We start from the raw sequence: 11,416 nt of genomic DNA on the forward strand, positions 1-11,416 counted from the left end.
AATACCCTCAGTCGTTAAGTCTGAGGATATTTAGAACACACTAACAATTCAAAATTTTAATATAAAGGTTGTTGGTTTTTGCAAGGTGGAAATCCATTGATATCATTAATCATAGAGTAATCATATTGTTTTAGAGCAAACTGTGCCTGATATAAATACTCCATAACATAAAGTTTTTTACCATCTGCACTACATAATATCCCTGATGTTCCTTGTCCATTCTTAAACGATATTCCAATTGGTTGACCCATTAAGTATCTAATTTTTTGTTGCCATCTCATAATTATTCCTCCTCTTTAAGGCATTATATGTTCTTATGTCAATGAGGGTACCTTTTCGTAATGTAATTTATAAGAGGCTATCTTATTTAAATGTTAATATATCAACTATTGTACAAGGATTTGCAGTTTTATAGTCTATCTTTTTACCTTTTAATTCGCTTTCGATTTCTTCTAATTCAAAAGCTACTCTTTTCTCATCTACTATATCCTTTTCATATGATAGTATATTATAAACCTCTAGTATCTCCCCTTTATATACTGCTATAAGTGTGTCTTGATTATATAGTCTATTTTTATCTATTCTCCAAGATCTTCTAATTCTATCTTTTAGTCCTTTTTTCGTATTTGGAACCTCATTTATTTTTATAACTACCATTTATAGCACCCCCCTTATATTATTTAAATTCATCTCTATTATTCTATTTATTACTTATTTATATTCTTTTAATATTATTATTCTCCTTTTCATTTTCTTATTATATTCTATCAACATTATATTGTATTTATTTAGCCCTCTTATGCAACTCTATTACCCTTCTTATACTATTCTATCAATATTCTTTTGGTATTCTATAAACTCTCTATTTCTAATATACTATTAGCCAATAAAAAATAGAGTGCCTTTAATTAATCAAAAGTACTCTAGATATTATAGTTTAATCGAAGTTTATATACTGTATTTCTTTATATCCTTTTCTAACTCCCATTTCTTTAAAGTTAATGCCTTTTACTAAATGAGAAAAATCTTCACTACCTTCAAATATAACCCTTCCATCTTCTTTTCTTATTTGTATTCTATCTACTTTATAACAACTTACTCCTATTCCATTTTTAATACCTACAACATACTCAACGTTTAATGCTTTTTTTATATTCATCTTCCAAGCAGACAATGTAGCTTCTTTTATTTGCTCCTCTGTTGATGTAGTGCAAACTGTATTATTTATAACAACTAATAGTACCTTTTCATTTAACATATCTTGTAAGTTCATACCACAACCCCCTTATAATTTATTACTTATATTTCAATATATGCAAATTCCCCATAGAAATTTCCACTTTCGGTGAAAGTATTTATTTAATTTCATAAAGAAAAAATATAAAACTTTTTCTTTTTAATTTATACTCACACTTTTATAAATTTAACATATCATATCATTGAGGTGTTATTTGAAAATTAAAGGGGGATACACATGTTATCTGATAGAAATTTTGTAAAACAATCCTTAGATATTAACTTATTCTTTTTGAGAATTATGAAAGAACATGCTTATTTTATTGATGGTGCTCTTCTTGAAAAAAATGCTGACTTAAAAGAGCAAGCAATAATGTTTAATAAAACTTTTAGCAATCTTCTTGTAAGAGCAGCAAAATTAGGTCAGGGTGTAGTTGGTCTAAAAAATGATATGGTTACAGAATACACTTTAAGTGCTGAAAAAATGTCTGAGTTTTTAACTGGAGTACCTATAGATAGAAATATAACTAAATTAGAACTACAACTTGCTTGCCCTCATGATATTAATCACTGTAGCCAAGAGCTAGTTAAAGATGTTTTTGAACTAAATTGTAAAGTTATAGAAGCTGTTAAAGATATTATTGACTTTAAAGCACAAGCTTTAAATGCTGTTTTAGAATGTAAGCTTTATACTACTACTTATCCTCTATTACTAGACCATATTAGAAGAGAAGCTGAACTTTTCTTAGATATATTATTAAAATTACAAAGAAGAGATGATATAAATATAATTGAGGATGCCCTTAAGCAAGAAGCTTTTTGGAATACAATAATGGCTGAACACTCTGAATTTATAAGAGGATTCTTAGATCCTACTGAAAGAGATTTAATTGAAGTAGCCGATGAGTTTGCAACTGAATTCTATGAATTAAGAAGAGAAGCTTTAGCTGCAGCTGAAAGAACTGGTACACTTGATGTAGTTACGGATAGAAGTATAGAAGCAACTAAGAGAATTAGAGACTTTAACAAACAAGCAAGCGAAGGTATGTTAGAGTGTAAAATTAGATCTATAGCTATACCATTATTAGCAGATCATGTACTAAGAGAATCTAATCACTTCTTAATGTTACTAAGAAAATACGATTCTGAGATATAAATTTTAAAGAAGAGACCATCATTTCTGATGGCCTCTTCTTTAAAGTTAATCAATATATATATTTTTACAATACAAGAAGGTTTCAAGAAAACTAAAAGGCCTGGCTCCGATGGAATATCGGAATCAGACCTTAGTTGCTAAAAGTTAAGATAAACCGGTTCAATTTTCAACATAACCTTGCTTAGTCCGTATAATTTTACCCCAATCATTCTTTCTTTTTCGGTAACCAATTAAAGAAGTGACACGAATAAATGATAAGACATAACGATAAAAGGCAGTTTCTAGAATTACCATGATTAAAGCTTTTAATACATCTAGTAAATGAAGTCGTATTCCTTGGGTATATATTCTTTGAAAAAAGGCAGTCATTGAAAGAATTATATTATAAGCTGTATAAATAAGCATAAGTTTAATCATGTAAGGTACGTATAAAACATTTAAATACCAAGCTAATACAATATTTAATAATCCTGCTACTTCAATAAATGGAGCCAATAACTCAAAAATTAAATAATAGATATAAGCAAAAGCTCGGGAAATACCAGATTTAAATACAAGCATCATTTGACGGTAACCAAATAACGATTGGAACAAACCAATATACCATCTTCTTCTTTGTGTTATGATATCTTTTATTGAGGAAGGAGATTGACTCCAACAAATGGCATGCGGTTCATAGGCTAAGCGACATTTTCTATTATTATTTACACAAAACGTATTTAGTCTCATTACCAATTCCATATCTTCTCCAAGTGTATCTGTACTGTAACCTCCTACAGCAATAACAATGTCTTTTTTGAACAATCCAAAAGCACCAGATATAATCAAGTTAGCATTAAATTGATCTAATAGAATTCTTGAAGCCAAAAAAGAACGATCATATTCTACAACTTGCATCCCAATAATAGGATTCCAAGGAACTCTGTAGTCCATTACTTTACCATTTTTCATTTGGACGCTCTGCGCAACTCTTATCAATCCACCCACTGCAATGATTTTTTCATCTCTTAATACTGGCTGAACAATTTTTTCTAAGGAATCACCTTGTAATAAGGAATCTGCATCAATACTAACGAAATAAGGAAACTTTGAAACATTTATTCCAGCGTTTAGCGCATCTCCTTTTCCCCCATTACTCTTTTTTACTAGAGTAATGGTGATGTTCTTGATTGTAGTCTCGTATATGGAGTGCACTTTTTCCGTAGGAATTCTTTTATGAATAGGACGTTGCGTTTTCCTCATTTCAAAGGCCTCTACAATCAAATTTGTAGTATTGTCTGAAGATCCATCATCTACAATAACTATCTCATAGAGTTTATAGTCTAAATTCAAAAGACTTTTAATGGTATCTACAATTGTGACTTCTTCATTGTAAGCTGGTATTAAAATAGAAACAGGCACATAATATTTGTGCTTTATTTCATTATGTAATCGATGCATTCGATCTTGCACATATAAACGAATAGCCCCGTAAAATACAGTAAAAAACAGATAAGTTGTATAAGCAATCATGTAAAGAAGAAAAATGTAGCCGAATTTTTGTACTAAATACTCTAGGAATATAGTAATCATGCGCTTACTCTCACCCTCTTCTTCATTCGATACTGAATTATCTCTTTGGCATATTTATCTTCCCCATCAAAAACCTCTTTCAAGTCTTCTGAAGAAGCTTTTAAGTCAACCAAAGACTCACTAGCATTAAATCGAACATACCAATTTGTATCACTCAAAGCATTTTTTAACGCGTGAATAGTTTTGTTCGACTCATATGCTCCCAATGTTCTAGCAGATACAATCCTTAATTCAACTTCATCGGTTTGGTCAAGTAAAAAATGACATAGAACTGATTCAGCTGGTGCGTACCAATATTTTCTGAAATAACGAATATAGCTTAATCTCAACTCAAAGTCAGTTGTTGGCTTTTGCATTTCCTCTAAAAAAATCTCTTTGAATTGATCTGACACTTGTGTAATAAACATCACCATACCATGTTGGATACTATTAGAAAAATTATTATGAGAAATCCATAAGGATTGTGCTAATTTTTCCTTATCACCAGGATATTCCATTAACCCATCCCCTATCAACTTAAAATGATGAAACCATTGTTCATCAGATAATAGTTGGAAAATCTTTATTACCCATTGCTCTTTCCCACTTGAATACATAGCATGTAAAACATTTTCTCTTACATAAATGCTTGAATTATCTAAGTAACTAATAAAAATGTATAAAAAACTTTCTTTTGTCCAAAGCCCATAATTGAATTGTGCAAAAAAATGAGCAAAATAAGCTTTTTGCATATTTTCTTTTTTCGAGTATGACCAAGCTAAATATTCTATGACATCTTCTAATTCTTTAATGTATATCTGGGTAGATTCGTTTTCTTTCTCAAGATTTTCCAATGACCTTTGGAAGCACACTAATTCTGAAGATTTTTTCAATTTCTGTTTCAGTTTTTTGACATACATCTTATCTAATTCTTTACCATCTTTGATACTTTGTATTTCTTTCTTAATTTTTTTCTGATAATCAATTATTTTATTTTCAACTAATTTTATTTGATATGAATTATAAAAAATATAGCCTATGGTGTATAAAAGTATTAACATACAAATGAAAAAGTAAATATAAAGAATGATATTAACAATCATATTATTTATCTCCCCAATACATTTTCACTTCATAATATGAATCTTTTAATCGTTCATTTACTTTAACTTCTCTCTCTAAAGAGTTTAAAGGTGCATTATGAAGATTAAAAGTTTTGTCCTCATTTGAAGCTATTCCAACAAAAAACTGATTTATTTTTTTAGGTTCTACACCATAATTCTCATAATAGTCCTTGTGAATCATTCTATCTATAGGATCATAGAAATTCAATAAAAAATAAGGTATGCGAATTTCTACCATATCTTGTCCATATGAAAAGTCAGCACAAGAGTTATAATCCATATGAGTCGGATTACCATCACCATGGATTAATTTTCCCGTATTAAAAGTTTCATAACTTTTAATCTTTTCATCATCTTCAAGAATCTTATTTAAAACTTCAGGATTTCTTCTTATCATTTGAATTGGCACAAACCTAGTACTATCCTTTTTAGGATAGTTGATATAAGGATTTTCATTTGTTAAACGTTCCAGAAAGTTTTGCCTTAGACTGTTATAGCGCTCATGTACAAAAATTTCTGTATTTTCTTCCCCATTTACATGCAATAAAAAATCTATTGGTCTATTAAATTTGAATACATGATTCTTAGGGTTCGTTGATCCTAATTCATCTAAAAAATCCATACCAATAAAAAATTCTTCAGACCGTATATTATCTTTTTGTATTAAAAAATACATATAAGCATGATCTGAGGTTATTGATAAAGTGTAGTCATCTTCCACTATAGGTTCCACATCTTCCCAATCTGATAGGTTTCCATCTACTCTCATTAAGGTATTAGAACGATATGGTTCAAAAGTCATTAACCCATAATGTTGGGTTTCTGTTTGTGCATCATGCCATAAATTAGAAATATTTGGATTCACAGCATAAGCTGTATTCCAAGTTCTAAGGTACCAAGTATCTTGCCAAGAATTAATAATAGCGTGATTAATTTTTGCTTCTTTAAAAGTCTTTAACTTTTCGATAATTTGAATCCCTTGTTCTTTCTCAGATAACCGGATTTCATTTTGGTTACTTGCCCTAACACTCGGAATATTGAAATGTACAATTACAATAGGCTTTTTATGATAATTTTCCAGTAATGTTAAATAATTCGAAACTTCACCCTTAAGAAGAATATCACGATTTTGAGCATTGTCTTCTAACATCGTTAAAATTGATTCATTAGGTTTATCATATTTATAGGCTGCATACAATCCAGCTGCATTTTTTTCACTTGTATGGATGTGTTCTATATCTAATTGATTATATTTTCCAGCATATTCAGCATATTTAATTTTATATTCAAATGGATCAGATAAAAATGTATTCAAGAAACTGATAGGCCGTTGCTGATTGTATTTTTTTGTCTCATACTTAACCAATTTTTCCATTACCTGAGCCATTACCACTTCAAATCTATTAGCACCTTGTGTATAAAAGTACTCTCCAGTAAATGTAGTCGGATTACCTTCCTTCTCGTTGGTATAGGCGATAACGTCAGGATGCCAATCCTCACCTACTAAATATCCTACAACCCATTGAGAAATATCATATCTATAAAATCCATTCCCATTTACACTATTATTGATACTTATCTTTCTTCCATGGATTACATCAACTGCTTTTAATGCATCAAGCTTTAATCTTTCAATAAAGTCTTTATCGTATGCATCTTTGCTCCACTGTCCTGCATTATCTGCAACCCTAATTCCTTGTAAAAGATATAAGGGTTCTTCAGATACTGAATTGAACTTATATAAAGCTTCATAAAATGCTGCATTATAAATTGTATTGATTTTAATCGTGTTTGCACCCATTGCTTGTATATCTCTAAACCACTTAAGCCATGTATCTACATCAATCTTAAAATCTTTTGCTTGATGAAACGCTTTCGTTGAACCAACATCTACTCCTTTAATTTCAATAGGCTCATAATGTTTGTTAGCTACTTGTTTAGTATAGAGCTTCTGTTCGATTCTGTAAGGGACACTAATATTATCACCTTTTGATGTTGGTAAATATATTCCTTTAACATAATACAAATAACCAATCGTAAAGATAGATAAGATTATCAAAACACTGGAAATGATAAACTTTTTCACGCTGTCCTTCCCTTCTAGTTAACCATCTCATGTGCATTTCTAGATGGATGACTATATTGTTTTAGTGTATGAATATATTTATCAAGCCATTTTCCACGCTCAATTAAGTATGAAGACAATTGCTCCACAGCTTCTTGTTGACTTGATACATTTCTTTCTAGTGGTTGTAAATAATTAAAGTCATTATAGTTGGATAAGTCATAAACATATCCCCATGTTTGATCATTTCTTTCAATAGAACTGCCTAAGTAATTGACGGTATCATCAATATACTCTATTAACCGTTCTTCCTTTAATACGGTCTTTCGCAAACTATCGTACCGATGAATTAGTCCTTCAACAAAATCAGGATCTTTTAGCAGACTTTCATACAAAACTGCTCTAGTTAAAGTAAATCCATCAGGACTAAGTGCTGCTTCTTGATAATTATCTAATGCATTATTAAAATCCCAAACTACTGGAGTTAATAATCCTCGGACATCTTTATAGTAAAAAGTAGAGTAATATCCTGCATCGGCATTTCTAAACAATTCATTTATTATAAAGTAATCTTGGAAAGCTCTTACATTTATCAAACTGTTTATTCCGTCAAAACTATTGTTAATAGGACGATTATATATAGACTTCATTATTTGACTGAAGTCTTGTTCAACATAAGTAAAGCGCTCTTCAGTATATTGATTAACCCCTGGGTATACCAATTCAAAAGCCTGAGATTTGGTTCTAAGTGTATAATATAAGAAATCATTAAGTTTCAGGTGAGTATCCATTTTTAGAGAACGATCTAATTCCACAATATAACTTGTTAAGTTGTTGTTTTTATAAGGTGTTTTGATTTCTACTCTTCCCTCACCTTTTGAAATGGTCTCCATTAAAACATAAAGACCTTGATATTCACCATTTACTTTTAGTTCGACAAATCGGACATCAGGTGCATAACTCATTATTGTACCAGCTAAATTCATTGCCATATAGTTTCTTATTAAACTCCTATCGAGAAAAGGACCATTTAATATCCACTCATCGTGAGCCTCCATACCCAGTAACGATTCTTTTTTTTCCTCTCCATCTTTATTTATTATTCGAATTGAATAAGATTTCTTATCAAAATAACGTGAAGAGTTTCCGCGATAAGATATGTTAGCAATAAAAGACTGAGGTGTTTCATTGGGTGTATCCTTTAATGAAATATCAGATTGCACATACTCTTCTTTCTCTGGTGTCAGTTCATAAGTTCCTTGCATACCTAAAATTGGTGTTCCAGGAACTTTTTTATTCCCTGTATCTATATTTATTAATGGTAAATGTGTAACGAATTTCCCTTTATCTATTGAATATTCCTCTTCGGCAGGATATGACATATGTTGATGAACTCTAGGATATAAATAATCTCTCTCAAATGTATATATTAATATAGAACCGAACAATACGACTATGATCATACATAAAAATAATATTCGATGTTTCATTGTTCGTTAACTAATTTCATCACTTTGTGTAATAATATTAACATACTCAATATCACCTAATTTATAGATTTGTTCAGTAATCGATTGATTATTTTTCGTTGCATCTTGATAAATTTTCCTAGAAAGTTCATAGATTAGTTCTATATCTTCTTTAGTCGTATTTTTCACACGTAAAAAAGCTTTTTTATTAAAATACTTAAATACAATTCCTTCGATTTCCATCTCTTTAGCTCTACTACCTCTTATGATTAGTAAAATTCGATTTTCATTTTTTACTCGACCTAGAATTAGTAAAATGACAAATACAACAACACTACCAAAACTTGCAACAAAATAATCTCTGGCACCTGAACTTATTCCCACAATAATTGCCCAAAAAATATAGGTAGTATCTCTTGAGTCTTTTATTGCAGTTCTAAATCTTACTATAGATAAAGCTCCCACCATACCCAAAGATAATGCAATGTTATTCCCAATAACGGTCATTACAGTAGCAGTCAAAATTGTTAGGGTAACTAAGGACACATTGAATTTTTTGCTATAGGCTGTGCCAACATGTGTGTACCAATAAGATATATAAATAGCAATAGCTAGTAAAGTTGCAAATAAAATGTTTAAAATAATTTCCCTTGGACTCAAAGACCCGGATTGTTCGATTAATTGAAATAGCACATCTTTCATTTCCATTCACCCCTTACCATTAAAATAATACATGTTTACTAATTGTACGACTTAAACTATACTTGCTTACAGATAACTCGTTTTTTTCTACTTGAATTAATAAATCTTTTATATAACTTAATAAAAATCCATTATATTTAACTTCTAGTACAACCAAAGAAGGGTCAAGAAAATAATTTTCATTGAGTTTATTTGAGAAGATATCATAATTACTCTCTGTTCCTCTTATATTGCGATCGAAGGTTACACGAATTTTATTTTCTTTTGCAATAAATGCTTTCCTTTCATATGTAACTACCGATTTTGGCTGGTAATTATGCATCATCATCATACCATAACAATCTTCAGCAAAATGACTCTGTTGATTTAAAAGAATGTTTGTTTTACCTTTAATCAACGCTCTACTTTCTGCAACCGACAACCTAAGTGAGGTTTTTTTCTGTCTATCCCCTTGCTTTTTTTTCATTTCTAATAAGCCAAATTCAGGATTATTCATGTATGTTCGAAGTCGTATTTTTCTTCTTATCTCAATGCCTTCACTTTTTTCGTGAAAATCACGGTCATCCAAAGAATCAAAATATAAAGATCTAATGGTATATCCTTCTCCATTACTATTCGAATCTAAAATCATCACTTTTGACAAATAATTACTAAGTTCATAGTATTGTTGTTGGTTAATTAGAAATTTCTTTTCCATTCGAAATACTTCATTCATTAAACATAATCTCCTTATAAGAGTGATACTCATGATAAGCTATATTGATATATTGGTGTTTGTAATATTCTTTTAGCCGTTTGAAGTTGTCACTTATTTTTGCTAACCCATGATTGTAATATGTATTTTTCTCTGTTAACCCGTATTTTCCAGGTGGTTGCAGTTCATATATATTGATAATTCCTTTATTATATTTTGAACTGTATTTTGCTTCTGTCTCAATATGAGGAATTTCTTTATCAAGATAATAATTCATTACTGCCACTTGATCTGAAGCTTCTCCTATTATCATTTCTAATTCTTTCTCAAAACCAAATGTGTCATAATAATAAGGAATGCAAACAATAAATTCTAACTGATTGTCTTTAGCCACTTTATACGTAGCTTTTAACCCTTCTACAAAACTTTTCATAATCGCTTCTGAATTAGTTTTATAGTCATCAAGTAAATACGGTTCGACATCCATAACAATCCCTTTTATGTAAGCTTCCTTAGGGAGTTTTTGATTTAATTGATTTACTCTTTCAACATACTCTATCATTCCTTTCCCTGATGGATCATAAGCCCATTCAGGAGTACCCGTTAACCCATATACTGCTATCCCTTCATCTGAAGCATATTCCAAAAATCTAATTAGTTTGTTTTCTTCTACAGAAGATGATAAGCTCTGAAATACAGTATCAAATTCACCAGTATTTAATACATCAAAAAACTCAGAATAATCTTCAGTGATTTTATTGCTTGACCAAGAAAACAAAGCTTTCATCTCATTTTTTTCTTGATTTTTAAATTGAAAAAAATATAGTATACCTATAACACAAATTACCCCAAAAACAATAAATAAAAGTGTTTTTTGCCTTTTCATAATCTCTCCTTTCAGTTTTCACTTTTATTAACCTAAATTTATATTAGATTTTGCACGTTCAATCATATCTTAAGTTGATTGAATCAATCGACAAAAACGTTTACCAATTGACAAATTAATTACTAAATATAATATATCATTAAACACAGGACTTTTGAAGACTTTCTATGAACATAGTTCATCAACTTTCGCAAATCTCAGTCACTCCACTTAAAATCCAAGCTATTGCCGTGATATGACTTACATTCCAAAACGTACTTCCTCAAAATGAGATATCTATCTAAAGAAGAGACTACCGCAGAACGGTAGCCTCTTCTTTTAAATTTATATGAAGTTTATTGAGGGCAATTATTATGCGTTAGCTTTAACTTCACCTAACATTTTTGGAAGATCTGCTTTAGCATCTCCACTTATTAATTGTAGGTTAAATACATCTTGTAATACTTTTAATACTCCTGGTGATATGAATTTTGGAGCTGATGGTCCAACATACATGTTCTTAACACCTAAGCTGAATAATCCTAATAGTATTG

General features: G+C 30.1%; 11 protein-coding genes and 1 pseudogene. 1 reads left to right on the top strand and 11 read right to left on the bottom strand.

Annotated elements, in window-relative coordinates; all coding sequences use genetic code 11:
- Positions 1 to 56: 56 nt before the first annotated feature.
- The 3 genes from ACUSRV_RS12425 to ACUSRV_RS12435 all read right to left on the bottom strand — a co-directional run bounded on the left by ACUSRV_RS12425 (position 57) and on the right by ACUSRV_RS12435 (position 1,273).
- A complete protein-coding gene (locus ACUSRV_RS12425; protein WP_490142288.1) occupies positions 57 to 281 on the bottom strand; it encodes a hypothetical protein in 225 nt (74 codons plus the stop codon).
- 82 nt (positions 282 to 363) lie between these two features.
- Complete coding sequence (locus ACUSRV_RS12430; protein WP_490142289.1) at positions 364 to 657, bottom strand: hypothetical protein; 294 nt, start codon at positions 655 to 657, stop codon at positions 364 to 366.
- A 280-nt stretch (positions 658 to 937) separates the two neighbouring features.
- The gene (locus tag ACUSRV_RS12435) at positions 938 to 1,273 is read right to left on the bottom strand and encodes a hypothetical protein (RefSeq protein WP_490142290.1); all 336 of its coding nucleotides are present in this window, start codon (positions 1,271 to 1,273) and stop codon (positions 938 to 940) included.
- Positions 1,274 to 1,474: 201 nt separating this feature from the next.
- Here ACUSRV_RS12435 and ACUSRV_RS12440 point away from each other — a divergent pair, with 201 nt between their 5' ends.
- Positions 1,475 to 2,392, top strand: a complete 918-nt coding sequence (locus ACUSRV_RS12440; protein ID WP_490142291.1) for a DUF2935 domain-containing protein — start codon at positions 1,475 to 1,477, stop codon at positions 2,390 to 2,392.
- Positions 2,393 to 2,551: 159 nt separating this feature from the next.
- Here the strand turns inward: ACUSRV_RS12440 and ACUSRV_RS12445 are convergent, their stop codons facing one another.
- The 8 genes and pseudogenes from ACUSRV_RS12445 to ACUSRV_RS12480 form a co-directional block, all read right to left on the bottom strand.
- Positions 2,552 to 3,964 carry a glycosyltransferase family 2 protein gene (locus ACUSRV_RS12445; RefSeq protein WP_490142292.1) on the bottom strand — a complete coding sequence of 471 codons (1,413 nt, stop codon included), beginning with the start codon at positions 3,962 to 3,964 and terminating at the stop codon, positions 2,552 to 2,554.
- Positions 3,961 to 5,046 carry a HEAT repeat domain-containing protein gene (locus ACUSRV_RS12450; RefSeq protein ID WP_490142293.1) on the bottom strand — a complete coding sequence of 362 codons (1,086 nt, stop codon included), beginning with the start codon at positions 5,044 to 5,046 and terminating at the stop codon, positions 3,961 to 3,963. Before ACUSRV_RS12450 ends, ACUSRV_RS12445 begins: the two co-directional genes overlap by 4 nt.
- A gap of 1 nt (position 5,047) precedes the next feature.
- Positions 5,048 to 7,153 (bottom strand): hypothetical protein, encoded by a 2,106-nt coding sequence (locus ACUSRV_RS12455; protein WP_490142294.1) that lies wholly within the window; start codon positions 7,151 to 7,153, stop codon positions 5,048 to 5,050.
- A gap of 14 nt (positions 7,154 to 7,167) precedes the next feature.
- Positions 7,168 to 8,514: a CotH kinase family protein gene (locus tag ACUSRV_RS12460; RefSeq protein ID WP_490142295.1), complete on the bottom strand. Its 1,347-nt coding sequence runs from the start codon at positions 8,512 to 8,514 to the stop codon at positions 7,168 to 7,170.
- Positions 8,515 to 8,628: 114 nt separating this feature from the next.
- Complete coding sequence (locus tag ACUSRV_RS12465) at positions 8,629 to 9,303, bottom strand: DUF4956 domain-containing protein (RefSeq protein ID WP_490142296.1); 675 nt, start codon at positions 9,301 to 9,303, stop codon at positions 8,629 to 8,631.
- A gap of 19 nt (positions 9,304 to 9,322) precedes the next feature.
- Positions 9,323 to 10,018 carry a polyphosphate polymerase domain-containing protein gene (locus ACUSRV_RS12470; RefSeq protein ID WP_490142297.1) on the bottom strand — a complete coding sequence of 232 codons (696 nt, stop codon included), beginning with the start codon at positions 10,016 to 10,018 and terminating at the stop codon, positions 9,323 to 9,325.
- A complete protein-coding gene (locus ACUSRV_RS12475) occupies positions 10,011 to 10,883 on the bottom strand; it encodes a hypothetical protein (protein ID WP_490142298.1) in 873 nt (290 codons plus the stop codon). Before ACUSRV_RS12475 ends, ACUSRV_RS12470 begins: the two co-directional genes overlap by 8 nt.
- 351 nt (positions 10,884 to 11,234) lie before the next feature.
- Positions 11,235 to 11,416 (bottom strand): annotated as a pseudogene (locus ACUSRV_RS12480) (hydroxylamine reductase); the annotation flags it as partial.

The organism is Sporacetigenium sp. TC11 (assembly GCF_058146105.1).